Origin of the sequence: Curtobacterium sp. KBS0715, assembly GCF_005938005.2 — a bacterium.
Classification (GTDB): domain Bacteria; phylum Actinomycetota; class Actinomycetes; order Actinomycetales; family Microbacteriaceae; genus Curtobacterium; species Curtobacterium flaccumfaciens.
On the sequence record NZ_VCCA02000001.1, the window covers coordinates 677,235 to 696,130 of the forward strand.

Genomic DNA, 18,896 nt, shown 5'->3' on the forward strand with positions numbered 1-18,896 from the left:
CGGGCCCCGATAGCGTGATCCACATGCTCGCCGCCGCCCCAGCCCCCTTCGACACCCCCGCCGGCCGCATCGTCGGGACGGTCGACGGCGACGTGGTGCGGGTGCTCGGGATCCCGTACGCGCAGGCCGAACGGTTCGCCCCGCCGCAGCCGATGCCACCGTTCGTGGGTGAGCTGCACGCGTCGACCCCGTCGCCGGTCGCACCGCAGCCGCACGAGGAGTTCGTCGACCTGCTGCTCAACCCGATCCAGGGCATCGAGGTCGACGAGCACTGCCAGCGGCTCTCGATCACGCTGCCCGCCGACGTCCGTCCGGGCGAACAGCTGCCGGTGATGGTCTGGATCCACGGCGGATCGTACGTCATCGGCGGTGGCGACCTGCCGATCTACGACGCCCGCGACCTGGTGACCGAGCAGCGCGTGATCGTGGTGTCGGTCACGTTCCGGCTCGGCGTGCTCGGGTTCCTCGGTGACGGCGAGACGATCCCGGCGAACCTCGGGCTCCTCGACCTGGTCGAGTCGCTGCGCTGGGTGCGCGCGAACATCGCTTCGTTCGGTGGCGACCCCGACCTGGTCACCGTCTTCGGGCAGTCGGCCGGCGGGGACGCAGCTGCGCACCTGATGATCAGTGCCGGCGCCGGCGGGCTCTTCCGCCGCGCGATCATCCAGAGCGCGCCGCTCGGGCTGTCCCGTCGTCGGGCGCGGATGAACCGTGCGATGGTCCGGGCGGTCGGCACCGTGCACGCCGACACCCCGCTCGAGGACCTGCTCGACCGGCAGGCGCTCGGTACCCGGGCCGCCGCGCCGTACGGGCTCGCCGCCGGCATGCCGTTCGGCACCCAGTACGGGTTCGCGCCGCTGCCCGCCGAGCGTGACCTCGACGCCGCGTGGAGCCGGGTCGCGCCCGACGTCGACGTCCTGATCGGCTCCGGTTCGGACGAGGCCGGCATGTACGTGCCGCTCGTACCCGGGCTGCGTCGGGTCACCCGGTCGCGAGTGCTGCGGTCGGCCCTGCGGTGGTGGGTCGTGCGCCCGCTGTCCGATGTCATCTACGGGCGCGATGCCCGACGGTTCACCGAACGGCACCGACGCGCCGGCGGCCGGGCGACCTCCTACCGACTGCACCGCGGTGTCACGAGCGCCCCGACCGGAGCCGTGCACATGAGCGACCTGCCGTTGCTGCTCGGTGGCCGCGAGGCCTGGGCAGGCACCCGGTTCGTCCCCGAACGCGACTGGCCCGAGGTCGAGCGCCGCGGCCGGGCCTTCCGGGCGATCTGGGCCGACTTCGCCCGCACCGGCGAGGTCCGGGCCCCCGATGACGAGACGCTGACGTTCGACCGCGGCTGACCGGGAGCCGGTGACGGTGGCCGCGCCCCCTGAACTGGCGGTCGCGGGCCGCTGACCGGCCCCGCACAATCGTCAGCATGCCCACGACCGACGTCGACCTCCGTGCACGCATCGTCGCCGGGGCGATCAGTGCCTACCGAGCCGGGGACTTCCACCGCGTCGGGCCCGACGAGGTCGCCGAGCACGCCGGGGTCACCGCCGACGAGTTCCACCGGGCGTACCCGATGTGGGAACTGCTGGTGGTCGCGGTCATGGACAAGTGGAACAACGGCAGCCGACGCGAGCTCTGGCCGATCGCGGAGCGGGACGGCACGGTCGCCTACCTGCGAGCCCGACTCGCCGCGGGCGTCGAGGACCCGGCCCTCGTGCGACTCCGGGTCGCCGTGCTCAGCGCCGCCTCGAACCCCGACCACCCGGCCGCCGGGTGGTTCCGCGCGCAGTACACGCGGGCGTTCGAGGACGTCACCCTCGCCCTGGTCCGTGACGTCGTCGCCGGCCGGGAGCCCCGTGGCGCCTCGCCCCGGCACGCCGCCGAGCAGCTCATGGCGCTGTACGAGGGGCTCCAGCTGCAGTCCGTCATCCGCGACGACGGGGAGCCGCTCAGCGCTTTCGACCGGGCGGCCGCCCGGATGCGCGTGGGCTGGGCAGCGGCACGCGTCGACGCCTGATCCGGGTCGGGCGAGCACGTCGGGTCCGGGGCCTTGCGCGGCGAGCGGTCACGACTCCCCGCGCGTGCAGTGTCGCGTGGTCACGTTCCGTCGTCTGGCGGTGCCGCAAGCAACGGTTTGTGACCGCTCGGCGGGCAGCCATCGGGGTGTCCTGACCGCGCGCCGGCGTGGACGTCCCGACGGTACGCCGGACGGCCGGGAGGCCCGTGGCGGCGGCGACTCGCGCCTCCCGGCCCGCGGGGTGGTCGCGACACACCGCACGGGCTGCCTCGCGTGGTCACGTTCCGTCGTTCGCGGGCGGCGGGGCCGACGGTCTGTGACCGCTCGGCGTGCGGGCCGCGGGGGGTCGTGACCGGTCGGCGGGCTGGTGGAGCGTCCGAGCCACCCCGGTCCACGGCCTGGAGGCCCGGCGCGGCTGGCAGACGTCGGTGCACCCACCTGGCATGGTCGGCCCATGGAGTACACGGACTACGACACCCGGCTCGCCGCCTACGGCGTGATCACGGACGGTGACCGCGTGCTCCTGGCGAAGCTGCGTCACCCCGACGCGGGCACGTGGACGCTGCCGGGCGGCGGGGTCGAGTTCGACGAGACCGTCGAGCAGGCCGTCGTGCGGGAGATCCGCGAGGAGACCGGGTACGAGGCCCAGGCCGGTGCCCTGCTCGGGGTCCGGCACCACATCGTCCCCGTCGAACGCCGCATCCACGCCAACGGCCGGCCGATGAAGGCCGTGCAGGTGGTCTTCCGGGCGACCATCACCGGGGGAGCACTGCGGCACGAGCTCGACGGCTCGACGGACGAGTCGCGGTGGATCCCCGTCGCCGAGCTCCCGCACCACCGCCACGGCCTGCTCGTGCCGATCGCCCTCGGCTGGGCGGGTGCCCTGGCCCGCTGACCGCATCACCCGGCGGTCAGGACGGCGAACTGCGAGGGGACGTCGGCGGGCACAGGAGGCTGGACACCCCACCCGAGGCTGCGGAGCGTCTGTGCTGTCTCAGCCGGGAACTGCCGCGTGGTCGCAGCAGCTTCTTCACGGCGCCAACGATTCCGGAACCCGTGCACGGCCTCCCGCCACGTCGGTAACGCGTCCACGCCGCACTCGACGATGACGAACTCGACCACGTCGGCGAGGCTCGGCCGGAAGTGCGGGCCGCCGAGCGGGAAGTGCAATGACGACAACCTTGCCGCGTCACGCCGACCGGAACCGTGGTCGCGGGCTCTTGCCAGCAGCGAACTGAACGCGCCGCGCTCGGCGTGCAGGTGCCAGTGCGACTGGGGCGTGGCCGTCAACGCCTCCTGGAACTCGAAGCGGACGAGTGGTTGCCGTTCGTCCGCGAGCAGAACGGCGTACCTGCTCTCGCTGACCACGAGAGCATCGAGGTGATCGACCCACCGGAACCGCATCCACGGGGCCAGGTCTGCCGTGTGGACCTCGCCCACGGTCAAACGGACCGGGGTGCCCCTTCCGGTCGCGGCGACTGACTGCACCATGAAGGTTCCACTGCGCTCGTCGAGGGCGTAGTCGATCGACGCACCGTGCTCGGGCAGGGCTCCGTCCAGGAGCGCTTGCGCGATCGTCGCCTGGTGCCGCGCCGCCGACTCGGCCTGCTCGTTCATCGCTCACCCAGCAGGGCGGAGATGCTGTCGAGCCAGTTCTGCGTGAGGTACTCGTCGGTGAACAGGTCGCGCCACTGCGCGGTCGGCGCGAACTCCCGCTCGTCCAGATTCCACTCTGCGCGGACTCGTTCGCGCTCGGCGAGGAGTTCCTCGCGGGTCCATTGCCGTCCCAGCACCTTCGTCATGGCCGTCCTCTCGTCGGTGAGAGGACGGTAGGACGATCAGCAGCGCCGACGCGAGCTTTCGGAATACAACATGTTCACTCCTCGATGACGCTGAGGACGTTGCCCGACGGGTCGGTGAACCAGGCGATGAGCGGCCCGCCCTTCCGGTTCACACCCCGATCGTCGGTCACCCCCTCGTACTGCAGGAACACGACGCCCTTCGCGGTGAGCTCGTCGACCGCCGCGTCGATGTCCGGCACCGGGAAGTTCAGCACCGTGAAGGCCGCCGGTTCGTGACCCGGGCCCTTCGGGTAGACGAGCACCTGGTGTCCGCCGCCGAGCTGCAGGAAGAGCATGCCGTGGTCCTCGGCGACCTCGACCCCCAGGACGTCCTCGTAGAACGCCTTCGCCTCGGGCACGTCGCGCACCGAGAACCCGCTGAACGCCTTCGTCGCATCGACCATGCGGCAAGTGAACCACCGCGGCCCGCCGTCGGTGCGCTCTGCGAGGATGAAGCCGTGAGCGACTCCGGCACGACCGTCGACCAGGCCGTCGAGCGTGCCGTCGAACTGGCCCGTTCGAGCCACCGCACCGTGCTCGGGATCGCCGGAGCACCTGGTGCCGGCAAGTCCACGCTCGCCCGCCGCATCGTCACCGCCGTCGACGACCGCCTGGGTGCGGGCACCGCGGTGCAGGTCCCGATGGACGGCTTCCACCTGTCGAACGCGGCGCTCGACGCCCTCGGCCGGCACGACCGCAAGGGCGCGGCGGACACCTTCGACGCCGACGGGTACGTCGCGCTCGTCCGCCGACTCGTCGCCGCCGACGAGGACGTGGTGTGGGCACCGGACTTCGACCGTCGCGTGGACGAGCCCGTCGCCGGCAGCATCGCGGTGCCCCGCGCAGCCCGACTCGTGGTGTCCGAGGGCAACTACCTGCTCGACGACACGGCACCGTGGTCGGCGCTGCCGGCGCTCTTCACCGAGACCTGGTTCTGCGCCGTCGACGACGACGTGCGGCTCGACCGCCTGGTCGGCCGGCACATGCGGCACGGCCGCGACCACGACGCCGCCCGCGCATGGGCGGTGGAGGTGGACGGCGTGAACGCCGCGAGGGTCGCGCCCACGGTGATCCGGGCCTCCAGGACGGTGTGGACGTGACCACCGACCGACGCGACCGTCGACGACCACCAGGCGACCCCGACAACCACGAGACCCCGACCACCACCACGCGACACCGACACCGACACCGACACGAGGAGCGACCATGACCATCGCCATCACCGGAGCGACCGGCAACATCGGGGGCGCCGTGAGCGCGGCGCTCGCCGCGGACGCCGTGCCGTTCCGGATGCTCGTGCGCGACGCCTCGCGTGCGCCGGAACTCCCGGGCACCGAGGTCGCCGTCGCGACGTTCGCCGACGCCGACGCGAGTCGAGCGGCGCTGCAGGGCGTCGAGGTGCTGCTCATGGTCTCGGCGGCCGAGGCCCAGGACCGCCTCGACCAGCACCGGGCGTTCGTCGCCGCGGCGGCCGACGCGGGCGTGCGGCACGTCGTCTACACGTCGTTCCTCGGCGCGGCTCCCGACGCGACCTTCACGCTCGGCCGCGACCACTGGGCGACGGAGCAGGCGATCCGCGACAGCGGGATGGCGTTCACGTTCCTGCGCGACAGCTTCTACCTGGACTTCGTCGAGGACCTGGTCGGCGAGGACGGCGTGATCCGCGGCCCGGCCGGCGACGGCGCCATGGCCGCGGTCGCCCGTGCCGACGTCGCCCGCGTCGCGACCGCGGTGCTCCACGACCCGGACGCCCACCGCGACCAGACGTACGAGCTGACCGGCCCCGAGGCGATCACCCTGGCCCAGGCGGCGGCGATCGTGTCCGAGGTCCGCGGCCGCACCGTCAGCTACCACCCGGAGACCCTCGACGAGGCGTACGCATCACGTGCGCAGTGGAACCCGGAGCCGTGGCAGGCCGACGCCTGGGTGAGCACCTACACGGCCATCGCCGAGGGGGCGCTCGCGCACGTGTCCGGCGACGTCGAACGCATCACCGGCCGTCCGCCGATGTCCCTGCGCGAGGTGCTCGCCGCGAGCTGATCCTCGGCGGTGGTGGTGCGCACCGGGTCCGACCGACGGCCCGGGCAGCCCGCAGTGCCAAACCGTCCACGTGATGCCGGCGGTCCGGCGCGGTCGCACCGGCGGACGTGCGTGCCGCGCGACCCCCGTGACCGCGCGGCAGCCCCCGGCCAGTGCGGCGCGCAGGACCGGGTCGGTGCGCGGCGCGTGGGCCTCGACGACGAGGACGCGCAGGCCGTCGGCGATCCTCCGGCGGATCTGCTGCGCCGTGAAGACGGGCACGGTACCCGAGAACCCGCCGTCCGTCAGCACCGGGAGGCCCGTCGCGTCGATGATCGGCGCGGAGACGCGCCACGTGTCCGTCAGGAACAGCGGTTCGTCGTGCCGGTCTCCCTCCAGCCGTCGCGCGGTCGCGACGAGCCGGCGGAGTGCGCGCGGGTAGGGCGTCGACCCGCCCCAGGGGTCCGGGCGCGACACGTGGAAGACGTCCGGGCTGCCGATCGGGGCCGGCCAACGCGCGGGCCACGGCCCGACCGACGCGTCGACGCCGCTGCCGTCGCGGGTCGCGTCGAGGGCCTGCAGGGAGAACGCGGCGGGTCCGGCGAGCAGCGCGAGTCCGGCTGTGAGCGCGATGGCCGTCCGGGAGGCCCGGTGCCGGCGCGGTCCGCGCGTCGCCTCCCAGCGGGGTCGCCACCACACCGCCACCACGCCGGCGACGACGGCGACCGTCGCGAGCGTGATCGCCGGCCAGGCGAGCACGCGCGGCATCGCGGTGCCCCGGGCGAGGAACACCACCCAGCCGAGCTGCGCCACGGCGAGGACGACCGGGAGCGCCCGGAGCACCCGTGACCGCGCGCGGACCAGTCCGACCGCACCGCGCCACCCGAGGGCGGCGAGCAGGGCGAGCTGCACGCCGATCGCGGCGACGTAGGCGGTGTGCGGCACCGCGGCCACCGACAGCACGGCTGCCGCGGTGCCGAACCAGACGACCAGGACGGCCAGGGTGGCGGATCCGGCACGGGTGTCGAACGCGTGCCCGAACGAGGAACCGGGTCCGTCGAGCCGTTCCGCTCGTCGCAGGACGAGCACCACGGCCGCGACCACCACGCCGAACACCGCCGCGGGCAGGAGCCAGGCGATCTGCGATGCCAGGTGCGGTCCGAGCAGCTTGCCGAACCCGGCCGCGCCGCCGCGCCAGGTGTGCGGGCCGACCGGCACGGCGAACGACCGGACGGACCCGGGGACCGCGCCGGGCAGGAACCGGTCGATGCCGTTGTACCCGAACACCATCGCGAGCGGACTGTCGTCGGTGGAGCCGTCCACCCAGGGCCGCGAACCGGACGGGGTGAGCGCCAGTGCCGTGACCCACGACAGGGACGCCCCGACCGCGACGATCCCGAGCACCCCGGCGCGGACCACCCGCATGCCCAGGCGGAGCGTGCCGCCGTCGTGCCGCGCCGTGGCCAGCAGGGTGCCGAGGAGCAGCGCCGGCAGGACGAACCACGCCTGCACCATCTTCGCCTGGAACCCGACGCCGACCGCCAGGCCCGCGGCGACGAGCGGCCACCAGCGCCCGGTCAGTGCCGCGTGCTGCCAGCACAGCAGGGCGACGGCCAGCGCGGCCGTGACCATGCCGTCCTCCATCGGGTGCGCGAACATCGACACGAAGACCGGCGTCGACCCGGCTGCGGCGGCGGCGACGAGGCCCGTGCCGACCCCGGCCCAGCGGAGTCCGACCAACGAGCAGGCCCACAGGGTGACGAGCCCCTCGACGACCTGGGGGAACGCGATCGCGGCGGTGGAGTGCCCGAACAGCCGGATGCTCAGCGCCTGCGGCACCGCGAAGCCGCTGAGCTTGTCGAGCGTCACCGTCGCCGACGGGTCGAACGAACCGGAGAGCAGTGCCCGCCACGACTCGGACATCGACCGCGCCGACGCCTGGTAGAAGCTGAAGTCCCCGCCACGGCCCAGGTTCCAGGCGAGCAGCACGGTCGTACCGGCCGCGATGACGAACAGGGTGAGCCGTGCTGCGAGCGGCTGGTCCCGCCACCGGGCGGGTCGTCGGATGTCCACCCTCCGGACCTTGGCGGTCCGGGGTGACGACCGGCCGGGACCGTGCCGCCAGCTCGCCCCGAGGCCGGTCCGTGCGCTGAGGGGTCGTGCGGGTCCGGGCCCCGTCGGTCAGCCCTTCGGGGGGCGAGCCGGAGCGGGGTCTCAGCCGGTGTTCGGGTTCGGGGTCAGGACACCCGTCGCGCGGCGAACGTCCCGACCACGCCGAGGGTGAGCACCGCGACGAGCACGACGAGCAGCGGTGCCGTCCAGTTCCCCGTCGCACCGTGCAGGGCACCGGCGACGAGCGGCCCGGCCGAGCCGAGCAGGTACCCGCCGCCCTGCACGAACGCGGACATCCGGCGGGCGTCGGCGTCGCTCGAGACGATCCGAACGATCACGATGAAGATCACGGTGATGCCGCCACCCTGGGCCGCGCCGCCGAGCACCGACCACAGCAACCAGAGCTGCGGGGCGAACAGCAGCCCGAGCGGCATCGCCAGCCACAGCGTGCCGACCAGGGCGATGATCGCCGCCGGACGCCACCGGGTCGCGAGCAACGGGACACCGAGCGCCCCGACGACGGCCAGGATCTGGAACACCGACGAGCTGGCGCCCGACGACGCCTTCGAGAACCCGATCTCGTCGTGCAGCAGCGTCGGGATCCACGCGGTGAGGGCGTAGTACGAGAACGCCTGACCACCGAAGGCGAGCGTCAGGCCCCACGTGATGAGCCGTCGTGCCGGTCGGATGGGCTCGGCGGCGGCGACCCGTGCGGCCTCGGCGGCGCGGGCGGTCCGGATCGCCCCGGTGTCGAGCACCTGGTCGATGGGCCCGGTGACGGGCAGCGGTTCGTCCCGCTCGGACGGCAGCGGGCGTCGCCAGGCGGCCCGAGCACCGACCGCGTAGGTCCAGGCGGCGGCGGCGATCAGTGCGAAGACCGCCCAGATCGCGATGGCGACCGGCCAGCCCCACAGTGCGGCCAGGGGAGCGGTGCCGAGCGACGTGATCATCGACCCGACGTTGAGCGCCGACGTGTACACGCCGGTGACCAGGCCGACGCGTTCCGGTGAGGTGTCCCGCCGGATGACCACCGGGATCACCACGTTGCCGATCGTGATGCCGATGCCGATGACCGCGGTGCCGATCAGCAGCGCCGCCGACGAGGGCATCGAGCGCACGACGGTGCCGGCGAGCACGATGACGAGCGACAGCGAGACCGCGCGCTCGGGATCGGCCTTCGCGATGACCCAGCTGGCGAACGGCGTCGCGAGGGCGAAGCACAGCACCGGGATCGTGGTCAGCAGCCCGGCGATCGTCGCGGTCAGGCCGAGGTCGGCGCGGACGTCGCCGATGACCGGGGCGGTCGCGACGATCGGACCGCGGAAGTTCAGTGCGATCAGGACGATCGCCGCCGGCAGCAGCCAGGCGGCACCGCGGAGCCCGCGCCGGACGACGTCGCCGCTCATGCGGACGGCGTCGCGGACGGCAGCAGGATCGGCAGCAGGTCGAGCGGGGTGGCGGCGCGGGCGATGGTGCCCTCGGCCTCGTCGGGGGAGCCGTAGCCCCACTCGGCGAAGACGACCGGGACGCCGTGCACGGTCGCGCCCTCGACGTCGTGCTTCCGGTCGCCGATCAGCACCGGGCGGCTGATGTCGAAGCCGTGGGCCTCGAGGCGTCGCAGCGCCTCTTCGACGACGTCGGCCTTGCTCGACCGCACCTCGTCGTCGCTCGCACCCGTGATGATGTCGATGTCCCCGGTGAGCCCGTAGTGCTCGAGGATGTAGGTCGCCGGGGTCTCCGGCTTGCTCGTCGCCGTCGAGATCGGCAGCCCCGCCTGGTGCAGGGTGCGCAGCACGACGTCGATGTCCGGGAACATCGCGGAGTCGAGCGCCCCGTGCGAGAAGTAGTGCTCGCGGTAGACGGCGAGGGTGCGGTCGGCCAGTTCGTCGTCCATGCCCATCGCGACCCGGAACGTGTCCATGATCGGCGGGCCCACGAACGACATCAGGGTGTCGTGGTCCGGCACCGGGACGCCGACGGTGCGGAAGGTGTGCGTCAGGCTCTCGAGGATGCCCGGCGCGGAGTCGCTGATGGTGCCGTCGAGGTCGAACAGGATGGCGGAGAACGGGCTGGTCATGTCCTGTCCACCCTAGCCGGGCGGTGGCGGGCGACCACCCGGGGTCGCGGCGGCGACGGGGTGGACCGGCGCCGCGCCTCCAGGCCGGGGACCGGACGGTCCTCGTAGCGCCCGGAGGGCGACGTCGACCGACGGCGCTCGCCGATCAGCGGCGTTTCCGCGAGAACCAACCCCCGGCGGTGAGCGAGAGGCCGGCGATCACGGCGATGACGACGATCCAGATGATTGTTGTGGTCTCCACGTTGTGCTCCTGTCGGTGTTGTGCGGTGGGTGTGGTGCTTGTCAGGGGTTCGGGTGCTGCGGGCGGGCCCGGGGCGAGCGGACCGGCCTGCGGAGACGGCTGCGGCGGCCGGTGATGGACCGGTGGTAGACCCTCGCGCCGCCGACCGCGGCGATCACCGTGGCCGCGGCGATCACCGCCACGGACGCCACGAGGTCGACACCGGCGACCTCGCCGGCAGCGAGCCGCATCGGCATGAGGATCGCGGAGAACGGCGGGATCAGGCTCATCACGCGGACCCACGGATCCCCGATGCCCTGGAGCGCGAGGATCGCGACGACGAACACCGCTGCGTTCAGCAGCTGGAGTGGCAGCAACGACGAGGACAGTGCCTCCGGCCGCTTCGCGGTGGCGGCGACCGCCCCGTAGATGAAGCCGTAGAAGGCGAACCCGAGGACGAACCACATGATGCTGACGAGCGCCGCCGGGGCGATGAGGTCCTGCAGGCCAGCCGTCCCGAACACCCGCACGGCGCCGATCCCGACGAGGGCGAGGATCGCCATCTGGATGAGACCGAAGAGCCCCGTGCCGACGACCTTGCCGACGAGCAGGGACACGGGGCGCACGCGCGAGAACAGGATGTCGACGACCCGCGTCGTCTTCTCCTCCATCGTTCCCTGCGCGACCGACCCGCCGAGGCCGGCGATCTGGGTGAACAGCACGATGGACACGACGTACGCGAGCACGAGTCGTGCCGCGTCGCCGGACGAATCGGAGACGGCACGGACCACCGGTTCGGGGACCGAGACCGGACTCCCGGTGGCGTCGGCCACCATCATCTCGAGTGTGCCGGTCCTGATCGCGGCTGCGACGGCCAGGCCGGCGGCCTCGTCGGCGCTGTCGGCCATCGTGACCGTGACCCGGCCGTCGGCCACCGCTGCCGTCCCCGCGACGTCGCCGGCATCGAGGGCCCTGGCCGCCTCGCCCGCGGAGTCGACGGGACGGATGTCCACGCCGGGGACCGCGCCCCGGTCGTCCGCCGAGAGCGCGGCGACGGCCTCGGGCGTCGCGGCGAACGCGAGCGCGGTCGGGGCCGTGTTGCCGGCCAGCAGTCCGGGCACGAGCGCGAGCGCCACGATGAAGAGACAGCTGACCACCATGCCGATCCAGAACGACCGCATGCGCAGTCCGACGTGGACCTCGCGGCCGGCGATGTGGCCGACCTGTCGGAGGTCGAGCCGTGGTCGATCAGAGAGCATCCTGCGTCACCGCGTCTCGGTAGAGGTCGGACAAGGTCGCGCGGGCCCGCTCGACGCCGATCACGTCGATGCCGGCGGCCAGGCGTCGGAAGACGTCCGCCTCGGTGCCGGACGGTACCCGGACCACGTGGCGATCCGGATCGGTCGTCGTGCCGCTGAGCGCATGGCGGCCGCTCGTCACGACGTCCGCACCGAGCTCGGCGAGCACACCCGGAGCGACGGGGGTGGCGGTGCGCACGACGTGGAGGTTCTCCGTCCCCTCGAGGAGGTCGTCGACCCGGTCCTCGGCGACGATCCGCCCGTCGTGGATGATGACCACCCGGTCGCACACGCGCTCCATGAGGTCGAGCTGGTGACTCGAGAACAGGATCGGGCGGCCGGATCGTGCGGTGTCGGCGAGGACCGCGCCCATCGCGTCGACGCCGCTCGGGTCCAGGCCCGAGAACGGTTCGTCGAGCACGAGCGCCGTGGGGTCGCCGAGCAAGGCGGCGACGAGCTGCACACGCTGCCGGTTGCCCAGGCTGAGTTCACGGACGACGTCGCCGAAACGATGCCGGATCCCCAGCACGTCCCCCCACCGCGCGACCTCGGCACGAGCCTGTCGGCGTCCCATGCCGTGGAGCCGGGCCAGGTACACGAGGTGGTCACCGACCCGCATCTCCGGGTACAGACCCTGTTCCTCGGGCATGTACCCGATGCCGCTGCGGTAGGCGGAGTCGATCGGGCGCCCACCGACCGAGACCGTCCCGTCGTCGGCCTCGAGCAGGCCCAACAGGATCCGCATCGTCGTGCTCTTGCCGGCGCCGTTGCTGCCGATGAAGCCGGTGACCTGCCCCGACGGCACGGTGAAGGAGACCCCGTCGAGCACGAGCCGGGACCCGAAGCGCTTGTCGAGGTCGCGGACCTCGATGGTGCCGGCCGGGTTCATGCCGGCCGCCGGAGGACCGCGACCCAGAGCGGGTTCTCGCCCGCTTCGTAGGGCGTGCCGTACCAGTCGCCGAGCAGCGCGACCCGTTCGAGGCCGGCGTCCTCCGCCCACGCGGCGAGTTCGTCGGGCTCGACGAAGGCGACCCGTTCGTCGAACTGCGTCACGGACCGCGGTTCCTCCCACCGGTGCGCGACGGACCAGGTGTCCGCCGCCGTGTCCAGACGGTAGGTCGACGTCAGGCGTGCACCGTCCGGGCGTTCGGTGACGACCGGCAGGGGCTCGATGCCGAACCTGCCGACCGCGGTCGCTCGGTCGTACGCCTCGACCACGAGGTGGCCACCCGGCGCGAGCCAGGACGAGGCTCGTCGCACAACGCCTTCCCGGTCGGCCGGGTCGGGCAGGCAGGAGATCGAGCCGAGGACACAGGCGACGAGGTCGGCCGATCCGCTCGGTTCGGAGTGGTCCCGCATGTCCGCGTCGACCACCGTCGTCCGGGCTCGGGTCGAGGCGTCCTCGGCACCGAGGTTGTCCCGCAGGCGGTCCACCATCGCGGACGACACCTCCACGGCGCGCACGGTGTGTCCCGCACGCGCCAGCGGGATCGCCACCCGGCCGGTCCCGGCACCCAGTTCGACGATCCGGGACTCGGGAGCGACGAGGCTCCCGAGCGCCTCGGCCTCGAGCGCGCCACCGTGCTCGAACACCCGGTCGTAGACGCTCGCCCACGCTCCGCCGTACCCACCGGAGCGGTCGATGTCCTGGCGGTCCCGGTCCCGGTCCCGGTCGATGTTGCTGTCGATCACGATCGGTCCTCCGTCGGCGCGGGCAGTTCCGCACCCTCGATCCGCGGAACGAGCCCGGAGACGAAGCGGTACTCGGGATCGCCGGACTCGTCGTAGCCGCTGTAGAGCACCACCATGAACTGGAAGGCGTCGCTGCCCGGTTCGAGGTCGCCGGCGCGCTCGCGGCGTTCGACGGCGTGCCGGATGTAGTTGGCCACGAGCCGGTACGAGGACGCCTGCTGCATCTGCTCGACCTCGAGCGAGTTGAGCGCGATGAGGTCGATGCCGACGTCGAAGAACGCTTTCTCTCGGCGTCGGCCGGGGAACCAGAACGCGTGCACGAGCCGCCGGCGGACGATGCTGGAGGCCTCGTGCCACGGGGACACCTGGCCGTCCGCACCGCGTGTCCGGTACATCAGGTGGAAGTCCTGGGTGGCCGGCTCCGGAGCGAAGAACCGCCAGTTCGGTATCGTCAGCCCGACCGGGTCCAGGCTGCGGAGCCGGTCGAAGCTCCGCTGCGGGTGCTGGGTCAGGAGCGTCAGGACGAACCAGCCGGCGAACACCGCCTCGACGGCGGTCGTGATGACGGTGGTGGGTGCGGGTCGGCGGCCCATCAGCGCGCACCCTCCGCTTCCACGGGCACCCGCGGCGTCGTGTGCTGGAGGACGACGGCGGCGATCCGGGTGACGACGGCACGGTCGGCGAGGAGACCGAGGTGATCGGTTCCGTCGACCACGGTGAGACGACCGTCGGCACCGACGGCCACGAACTCCTCGTCGAGCGCCCGCTGGTGCGGGTGTTCCCGCAGGGTACGGTCGGCAGCGACGACGTCGACACGAGCCGAGGTCGTCGGCAGGCTCCCCACCGGTGCGCGGAACACCTGGTACAGGCTCGTCCACTCCCGTTTGGCGGTGGACCACAGGGCGTGGTCCCGCAGTTCGGCCCGCAGCCGCGCTGCGACCTCGTCCGGGTACAGGGACACCCACGGCGGGACGTCGAGCATCACACCGAGTCCGAGCCGGAGCGAGGGTGCGACGAGTCGCATCGACATGTCGAGCATGCGGGCACCCTCGGCCTGCACCGCGGACACGGCGACCTCGCCCGGGTGCGTCGGGTCGATGAGCACGATCCCGGTCACCCGTGACCCCAGACGCTCCGCCGCACGGGTGACGAGGTACCCGCCGAGCGAGTGCCCCACCAGCACGACGTCCCGATCGGCGGCGACCGCGTCGACCAGGTCGACCAGGTCGTCGACGGACTCCTGCAGGCTGTAGCTGTCACGTGAGAAGTAGCTGCTCGCGCCGTACCCGGCACGGCTGTAGAACAGGGTGTCGACCCGTCCGGCGAGCTCCTCGCCGTACCAGTGCCAGTAGGTGGCGGAGGACTGGTGGCCGCTCTCGAACACGACGAGCGGCAGAGCCTCCGCACCGGGTGCGCGCCGGAGGCGGTAGGACAGCACGTTCCGTGACGGGGTGCGGTGCCGCCGGGCCTCCGGCCCGTCCGCTCGCTCGATCCCGGCGCGGCGCACCAGCGCGGAACCGACGCCGACGACGGCGAGGAGGCCGGTGACCGAGGCGACGATCGCCGGGAGCCGAGCGGGCGAGCGGTGCGCGCCTGCCGTCAGCGACCGCGCCGCGCGCCCCTGCACCACCGAGAGGATGGCCGGGTAGGTCGCCATGAAGGCCCACACGAACCGGGCGAGTCCCATGTACCGCGCGTTCGCCAGGTGGAACGCGGCCATCGCACCGACGACCGCGTAAGCCGCGCGGGTCGGCAGCACGAAGACCAGCGGGAACGCGGTCTCGAGGACGAGGACAGTGTGCGCGGCGAGTCGGGAGAGGCGGGGGTGCGCGGTCAGGAACCGGTAGAGGCCCTCGTCGCCGTAGGTGCGGGTGCGCAGGATCCCCGGGAGCGCCTCGCCGGTCCGCCACGTCCGGCTCACGATCTTCACCAGGCCGGAGACGCTGTACGACAACGCGGCCTGCATCGCCAGGAACCACACCGCCGCTTCGGCCGCTCGGGGTGAACCGCGACCGACACGGCCGAGGGCTGCCGAGGTCTGCACGAGGAAGGCGAGCTGGTCGGACCCGTCCGAGCCGTAGTGGTTCTTCGGGTGCAGCACGAGCGCGCTCGCAGCGAGGAAGGCGTTCGCCGGGGCCCGGTGTGCCGTCACGTGCAACGGCAGGAAGAGCGACAACCCCGCGCCGATCCGGAGCACGTGGACGACGTTGTCGATCTTCTCGTCCGAGACGCGGTCGAGGAACGGCATCAGCCGAGGGAACCGGGTAGCCATCGCGCTGCGACCGTACGTCCAGTCACCCAGGCCGCCGGGACGTTGGTCACGTCGGCTGAAGAGGTACTCGACGCTGCTGAGCACCTGCGTGACCGCGCTCATCCGTTCGGCCGCGAGCAGCGCCGTGCGCGGTCGCGACACGGCGGTCAGCACGTCGCCGATGCCGGCTGTGATCGCCCGGAGACGGGGTGCGCGGAGCGGAGGGAGGTGCGCGAGGACGGACCGGGCGTTCACGCTCGGTCCCCGCTCGCGGGTCGCTGGTGCATGGGTGTGTGGCCTCCTGGGCGAGGGAGTCGCTTGTGCGACCCGTCTGGACGAGGACGTACGTGACCCGACCGCTGCGCGGTCGAGCGGGGTGCCGGCCGACGAGGAACCGTCGGCCGGCACAGGTGGTCAGCCGATGGCCTGACCGATGGTGAACCCGGCTGTGAAGGCGGCGGCACCCGCCGCTGCGCCCTTGAACGCAGCAACGAAACCGGGGCAGAAGGCCGCGGCCGTGGCGGGCGTCGCGAGAACCGGGACGGAGGCGCGCAACCCTCGGCTGGACACGTCGGCGAAGGGCAACGTCGCGAGCGCGGCGTCCGCGTTCACTTTCTCGAGCAGCATCGTCACCACCCCTAGTCGGCCGTCGCGACGCCGACCCACACGCCGGCACCGAACAGCCCGGCGAAGGCAGCCGCGCCGGCGACCGCTCCCTTGTTGGCTGCCACGAACGCGGCAGCGGCCGTGACGGTGGCCGGGGTGGCCAGCACGGGCAGCTCCCCTGGTGCTCCGGACCAGTTGGTGCGGTCCATCTGCAGGTTCGCGATCGATCGATCGCTGTTCACACGTGACGCGAGTGACGTCATGGTCTTCCCCATTCCTCTTCCGTTATCGACATCGATCACGGCCGGCACCGCCCCGGAGGGCGACGAGATGACGGAGGACAGCTGCGCCGGTCGCCCCGCGACTCCCCCCTGTCAACTCTTACAGGTTTGGTCACAGGGGTCGCAGGTTCACCCCTCTTTCGAGGGGCGTCACATGCGATTGACACGGAAACCTCAGGTCTCCGTACCCCAGAAGGAGGACCCGGGTCCGGCCTGTTCTAGAACAGGCGGGTGTGGCCGCCCTCGATGCCGCGCATCGCGTCGTAGTCGAGCACGAGGACGCGGATACCGCGGTCCTCGGCGAGGGTTCGTGCCTGCGGTGCCACCGTCTGCGCCGCCAGCACGCCCTGCACCGGACGCAGGTGCGGGTCGCGGTTCATGAGCTCGAGGTACCGGGTGAGCTGCTCGACGGCGTCGATGTTGGCGTTGCGCTTCATCTCGACCGCGACGCTCGCTCCCGCGTCGTCGCGGGCCAGGATGTCGACCGGTCCGATCGCCGTCATGTACTCGCGGCGGACCAGGGTGTGGCCGTCACCGAGGAGCTCGATCTGCTCGGCCAGGAGCTGCTGCAGGTGCGCCTCGACCCCGTCCTTCACCAGGCCCGGGTCGACGCCCAGGTCGTGGGTCTCGTCGGACACGACCTCGTACAGGGAGACGATGAGCTTGTCCTGCGTCTTCTTCTGCGTCACCGTCCACACCTGCGTGATGCCGGCGCTCGACTGCTCGTCGTCCGGCTCGGTGATCTCGATCGAGCAGGGCGGGCTCATCCAGTTCAGCGGCTTGTAGCTCCCGCCGTCGGAGTGCACGAGCAGGGAGCCGTCCGCCTTGAGCATGAGCAGGCGGGTCGCGAGCGGCAGGTGGGCTGAGAGCCGGCCCGCGTAGTCGACGGAGCACCGGGCGATGACGAGACGCACCCCGGAAGCCTAACCGGCGCGGTGTCGTCGGCCGGACGAGGCGCGCGGCCTGTGCGGCGCGCACGGATTCACACGCCCGTAACGACGTTCTGCACATGTACCGCAATCCGATGCCGTTCTACCGTGGCTCCCACCCCGATCGGCCCACGCCGACACCCCTCCCCGAGGAGCCACGATGGCCAGCGAGACCGCAGTGTCAGCACCACGAACCCCCCGTTCCGAGTCGGTCGCCGTCGACGACTACTCGCTCAGCCGAGTCCCGATGTCCGCGCGCTACGGCTGGTTCCAGGTCGCCGTGCAGCGCTTCGGGCAGATCTCGGCCCTGTCCCAGTTCCTGCTCGGTGCGACGCTCGGCTTCGGCATGAGCTTCTGGGACGCCTTCTGGGCGATCACCCTGGGCGCCGTGATCCTGGAGATCGTCTCGGTGCTCGTCGGCGTCATCGGCGTCAAGGAGGGCCTGAACACCTCGGTCATCGCCCGCTGGACGGGCTTCGGCAAGGCCGGCTCGGCGCTGGTCGGGCTGGCGATCGGGCTGAGCCTGATCGGCTGGTTCGGCATCCAGTCGGGTGTCTCGGCGGCCGGCCTGGTCTCGATCCTGCCGATCCTGCCCGCCTGGGCGTGGTCGCTCGTGTTCGGGCTGCTCGTCACCGCGATCGTCCTGCGCGGGTTCCACTCGATGCAGTGGCTGGCGAACGTGACCGTGCCGCTGTTCCTGGTGCTCGTCGGCTGGGCGGTCATCGTCGAGCTGAGCCGGCACTCGATCGCCGAGCTCGCCGCGCGTGCCCCGGCCGGTCCGGAGCTGAGCTTCGTGGCCGGGACCACCCTGGTGGCCGGCGGGTTCATCGTCGGTGCGGTGATCACGCCGGACATGACGCGCTTCAACCGGTCGGTCGGCGACGTCGTCAAGCAGACGCTGCTCGGCGTGACCCTCGGCGAGTACGTCATCGGCCTGGCCGGTGTCCTGCTCGCCCACGCCGTCGGCTCCGCGGACATCACCCGCGTGATCACGTCGAGCGTCGGCTGGGTCGGCATCCTCGTGATCCTGCTCGGCACGTTCAAGATCAACGACTGGAACATCTACAGCTCGAGCCTCGGCGTCACGAACTTCATCGACGCGGTGTTCGGCAAGCAGGTGAACCGCGGGCTCGTGACGCTCGTGATGGGCGTCGTCGGCTCGGTGCTCGCCGCGGTCGGGTTCCTCGGGGCCCTCACGCCGTTCCTGTCCGTGCTCGGGGTCGTCTTCCCGCCCATCGCCGGGATCATGGTGGCGGAGTACTTCGTCGTGAAGCGCTGGCGTCGCGAGCTGAGCGACGCCGAGAACATCCCGGCGACCTCGCCCACCTGGGTGCCGGCCACCCTGGTCATCTGGGCGGTCGCCTCGCTCATCGGGTACTTCGTCGCCGTCGGCATCCCGTCGATCAACTCCGTGGTCATCGCCTTCGTGCTCTACGTGGTCGCCGGCAAGGTCGGGCTGATCCGCGGCGTCGGTGTCAGTCGGACCGAGGCGGCCCCGGTCGCCGCACCGGCCACCCCGGCCGCCTGACCCGGGCGCTCCCCGAACGGCCGGTCGC

General features: G+C 72.3%; 19 protein-coding genes and 1 pseudogene. 6 read left to right on the top strand and 14 right to left on the bottom strand.

What is annotated here, in order from left to right; genetic code table 11:
• Nucleotides 1-23 precede the first annotated feature (23 nt).
• From FFG40_RS03345 to FFG40_RS03355, 3 genes are all read left to right on the top strand, one after another.
• On the top strand, nucleotides 24-1,346 hold the full coding sequence (locus tag FFG40_RS03345) for a carboxylesterase family protein (protein WP_138802239.1): 1,323 nt from the start codon (nucleotides 24-26) through the stop codon (nucleotides 1,344-1,346).
• A gap of 77 nt (nucleotides 1,347-1,423) precedes the next feature.
• The gene (locus tag FFG40_RS03350; RefSeq protein WP_138802240.1) at nucleotides 1,424-2,014 is read left to right on the top strand and encodes a TetR/AcrR family transcriptional regulator; all 591 of its coding nucleotides are present in this window, start codon (nucleotides 1,424-1,426) and stop codon (nucleotides 2,012-2,014) included.
• A gap of 454 nt (nucleotides 2,015-2,468) precedes the next feature.
• Nucleotides 2,469-2,909, top strand: coding sequence for an NUDIX hydrolase (locus FFG40_RS03355; protein WP_138802241.1), 441 nt, complete (start codon nucleotides 2,469-2,471; stop codon nucleotides 2,907-2,909).
• 5 nt (nucleotides 2,910-2,914) lie between these two features.
• Here FFG40_RS03355 and FFG40_RS03360 read toward each other — a convergent pair whose 3' ends face one another.
• From FFG40_RS03360 to FFG40_RS03370, 3 genes are all read right to left on the bottom strand, one after another.
• Nucleotides 2,915-3,631, bottom strand: a complete 717-nt coding sequence (locus FFG40_RS03360; RefSeq protein WP_138802242.1) for a hypothetical protein — start codon at nucleotides 3,629-3,631, stop codon at nucleotides 2,915-2,917.
• The gene (locus tag FFG40_RS03365) at nucleotides 3,628-3,816 is read right to left on the bottom strand and encodes a hypothetical protein (protein WP_138802243.1); all 189 of its coding nucleotides are present in this window, start codon (nucleotides 3,814-3,816) and stop codon (nucleotides 3,628-3,630) included. The genes FFG40_RS03360 and FFG40_RS03365 overlap by 4 nt, the downstream gene beginning before the upstream one ends.
• A 74-nt stretch (nucleotides 3,817-3,890) precedes the next feature.
• Nucleotides 3,891-4,259: a VOC family protein gene (locus FFG40_RS03370; RefSeq protein ID WP_185974070.1), complete on the bottom strand. Its 369-nt coding sequence runs from the start codon at nucleotides 4,257-4,259 to the stop codon at nucleotides 3,891-3,893.
• A 54-nt stretch (nucleotides 4,260-4,313) separates the two neighbouring features.
• On the opposite strand from FFG40_RS03370, the gene FFG40_RS03375 reads away from it, so the two are divergent.
• Together FFG40_RS03375 and FFG40_RS03380 are read left to right on the top strand one after the other, a co-directional pair.
• Nucleotides 4,314-4,955 (top strand): nucleoside/nucleotide kinase family protein, encoded by a 642-nt coding sequence (locus tag FFG40_RS03375; RefSeq protein ID WP_138802244.1) that lies wholly within the window; start codon nucleotides 4,314-4,316, stop codon nucleotides 4,953-4,955.
• A 106-nt stretch (nucleotides 4,956-5,061) separates the two neighbouring features.
• A complete protein-coding gene (locus FFG40_RS03380) occupies nucleotides 5,062-5,895 on the top strand; it encodes an SDR family oxidoreductase (protein ID WP_138802245.1) in 834 nt (277 codons plus the stop codon).
• 1,356 nt (nucleotides 5,896-7,251) lie between these two features.
• On the opposite strand, the pseudogene FFG40_RS17250 reads toward FFG40_RS03380, so the two are convergent.
• The 11 genes and pseudogenes from FFG40_RS17250 to nucS all read right to left on the bottom strand — a co-directional run.
• A pseudogene (locus FFG40_RS17250) lies at nucleotides 7,252-7,797 on the bottom strand (ArnT family glycosyltransferase); the annotation flags it as partial.
• Between the two features lie 314 nt (nucleotides 7,798-8,111).
• A complete protein-coding gene (locus tag FFG40_RS03390) occupies nucleotides 8,112-9,392 on the bottom strand; it encodes a CynX/NimT family MFS transporter (RefSeq protein ID WP_138802247.1) in 1,281 nt (426 codons plus the stop codon).
• Entirely contained in the window at nucleotides 9,389-10,063 is a 675-nt protein-coding gene (locus tag FFG40_RS03395; RefSeq protein ID WP_138802248.1) for an HAD hydrolase-like protein, read from the bottom strand. The genes FFG40_RS03390 and FFG40_RS03395 overlap by 4 nt, the downstream gene beginning before the upstream one ends.
• A 282-nt stretch (nucleotides 10,064-10,345) precedes the next feature.
• Nucleotides 10,346-11,542: an ABC transporter permease gene (locus FFG40_RS03400; protein ID WP_138802249.1), complete on the bottom strand. Its 1,197-nt coding sequence runs from the start codon at nucleotides 11,540-11,542 to the stop codon at nucleotides 10,346-10,348.
• Entirely contained in the window at nucleotides 11,532-12,470 is a 939-nt protein-coding gene (locus tag FFG40_RS03405; RefSeq protein WP_138802250.1) for an ABC transporter ATP-binding protein, read from the bottom strand. The genes FFG40_RS03400 and FFG40_RS03405 overlap by 11 nt, the downstream gene beginning before the upstream one ends.
• On the bottom strand, nucleotides 12,467-13,273 hold the full coding sequence (locus FFG40_RS16975) for a bifunctional 2-polyprenyl-6-hydroxyphenol methylase/3-demethylubiquinol 3-O-methyltransferase UbiG (RefSeq protein WP_185974071.1): 807 nt from the start codon (nucleotides 13,271-13,273) through the stop codon (nucleotides 12,467-12,469). The genes FFG40_RS03405 and FFG40_RS16975 overlap by 4 nt, the downstream gene beginning before the upstream one ends.
• Complete coding sequence (locus FFG40_RS16980) at nucleotides 13,270-13,866, bottom strand: DUF5819 family protein (RefSeq protein WP_123339260.1); 597 nt, start codon at nucleotides 13,864-13,866, stop codon at nucleotides 13,270-13,272. Before FFG40_RS16980 ends, FFG40_RS16975 begins: the two co-directional genes overlap by 4 nt.
• Nucleotides 13,866-15,779, bottom strand: a complete 1,914-nt coding sequence (locus tag FFG40_RS03415) for an alpha/beta fold hydrolase (protein ID WP_138802251.1) — start codon at nucleotides 15,777-15,779, stop codon at nucleotides 13,866-13,868. The genes FFG40_RS16980 and FFG40_RS03415 overlap by 1 nt, the downstream gene beginning before the upstream one ends.
• Nucleotides 15,780-15,938: 159 nt before the next feature.
• Entirely contained in the window at nucleotides 15,939-16,157 is a 219-nt protein-coding gene (locus FFG40_RS03420) for a hypothetical protein (protein ID WP_138802252.1), read from the bottom strand.
• Nucleotides 16,158-16,162: 5 nt separating this feature from the next.
• Nucleotides 16,163-16,405, bottom strand: coding sequence for a hypothetical protein (locus tag FFG40_RS03425; protein WP_123339258.1), 243 nt, complete (start codon nucleotides 16,403-16,405; stop codon nucleotides 16,163-16,165).
• A gap of 224 nt (nucleotides 16,406-16,629) precedes the next feature.
• A complete protein-coding gene (gene nucS, locus FFG40_RS03430) occupies nucleotides 16,630-17,325 on the bottom strand; it encodes an endonuclease NucS (RefSeq protein ID WP_027466993.1) in 696 nt (231 codons plus the stop codon).
• A 175-nt stretch (nucleotides 17,326-17,500) separates the two neighbouring features.
• Here nucS and FFG40_RS03435 point away from each other — a divergent pair, with 175 nt between their 5' ends.
• Nucleotides 17,501-18,868, top strand: a complete 1,368-nt coding sequence (locus FFG40_RS03435; protein WP_138802253.1) for a cytosine permease — start codon at nucleotides 17,501-17,503, stop codon at nucleotides 18,866-18,868.
• The last annotated feature ends 28 nt before the right edge of the window (nucleotides 18,869-18,896 follow it).

Bases quoted from the DNA above. Each gene is read 5' to 3' on its own strand.
- FFG40_RS03345 (WP_138802239.1), top strand. From the start codon at position 24: ATGCTCGCCGCCGCCCCAGCCCCCTTCGACACCCCCGCCGGCCGCATC.
- FFG40_RS03350 (WP_138802240.1), top strand. From the start codon at position 1,424: ATGCCCACGACCGACGTCGACCTCCGTGCACGCATCGTCGCCGGGGCG.
- FFG40_RS03355 (WP_138802241.1), top strand. From the start codon at position 2,469: ATGGAGTACACGGACTACGACACCCGGCTCGCCGCCTACGGCGTGATC.
- FFG40_RS03360 (WP_138802242.1), bottom strand. From the start codon at position 3,631: ATGAACGAGCAGGCCGAGTCGGCGGCGCGGCACCAGGCGACGATCGCG.
- FFG40_RS03365 (WP_138802243.1), bottom strand. From the start codon at position 3,816: ATGACGAAGGTGCTGGGACGGCAATGGACCCGCGAGGAACTCCTCGCC.
- FFG40_RS03370 (WP_185974070.1), bottom strand. From the start codon at position 4,259: ATGGTCGATGCGACGAAGGCGTTCAGCGGGTTCTCGGTGCGCGACGTG.
- FFG40_RS03380 (WP_138802245.1), top strand. From the start codon at position 5,062: ATGACCATCGCCATCACCGGAGCGACCGGCAACATCGGGGGCGCCGTG.
- FFG40_RS03390 (WP_138802247.1), bottom strand. From the start codon at position 9,392: ATGAGCGGCGACGTCGTCCGGCGCGGGCTCCGCGGTGCCGCCTGGCTG.
- FFG40_RS03395 (WP_138802248.1), bottom strand. From the start codon at position 10,063: ATGACCAGCCCGTTCTCCGCCATCCTGTTCGACCTCGACGGCACCATC.
- FFG40_RS03400 (WP_138802249.1), bottom strand. From the start codon at position 11,542: ATGCTCTCTGATCGACCACGGCTCGACCTCCGACAGGTCGGCCACATC.
- FFG40_RS03405 (WP_138802250.1), bottom strand. From the start codon at position 12,470: ATGAACCCGGCCGGCACCATCGAGGTCCGCGACCTCGACAAGCGCTTC.
- FFG40_RS16980 (WP_123339260.1), bottom strand. From the start codon at position 13,866: ATGGGCCGCCGACCCGCACCCACCACCGTCATCACGACCGCCGTCGAG.
- FFG40_RS03425 (WP_123339258.1), bottom strand. From the start codon at position 16,405: ATGGGGAAGACCATGACGTCACTCGCGTCACGTGTGAACAGCGATCGA.
- FFG40_RS03435 (WP_138802253.1), top strand. From the start codon at position 17,501: ATGGCCAGCGAGACCGCAGTGTCAGCACCACGAACCCCCCGTTCCGAG.